This window comes from Streptomyces sp. 4F14 (assembly GCF_048159485.1).
GTDB lineage: Bacteria > Actinomycetota > Actinomycetes > Streptomycetales > Streptomycetaceae > Streptomyces.
In genome coordinates this window covers 1-428 of sequence record NZ_JBLRVY010000149.1, presented here as the reverse complement: position 1 = coordinate 428, position 428 = coordinate 1, and the positions used below count along the sequence as shown (strand labels likewise).

The window sequence follows — 428 nt, the reverse complement described above, 5'->3', positions numbered from 1 at the left end:
CGTACAGCCGCTTCCTGGTCCGCGACAGATCCTCGGGCGTCATGTCCCGGGGCGGGGTGCCGAGCAGTGCGCGGATGGCCGGGTGCTCGCCCAACACGGGCGTCAAGGGCGGCGGTGTGCTCTGCGACGGATCGAGGTGTGCGTCGATCAGCCCCTTGACCTGGACACGCAGCGCGGTGCGAGCGCCGCTGGACGGGAACCGGAGGAGCACGTTCATCATCGGGTACGCCAGACCGGCGTAAACGACGAAGGCGGTGAAGTGAGCAGGGCTCAGCCGCTCCAGCACCTGGCGCGCCGTCATGCCGTTCTCCCGCAGCCAGCGCCCGGCACGCGTCTCCTCGTAGCGCGAGGAAATCGAGGGCTCGTCCACGAGGCGCTCGAAAGCCCTGCGGTTCTGCCTGGCGTCCGCCAGCATGTCCGCGCCGGGC

Annotated in this window: 1 protein-coding gene; it reads right to left on the bottom strand. The window is 70.3% G+C overall.

All coding sequences use genetic code 11. The features are described 5' to 3' along the window. A partial coding sequence (locus tag ACLZOT_RS50060) for a hypothetical protein (protein ID WP_416975997.1) occupies positions 1-415 on the bottom strand: 415 nt, incomplete at its 3' end. Between the last annotated feature and the right edge of the window lie 13 nt (positions 416-428).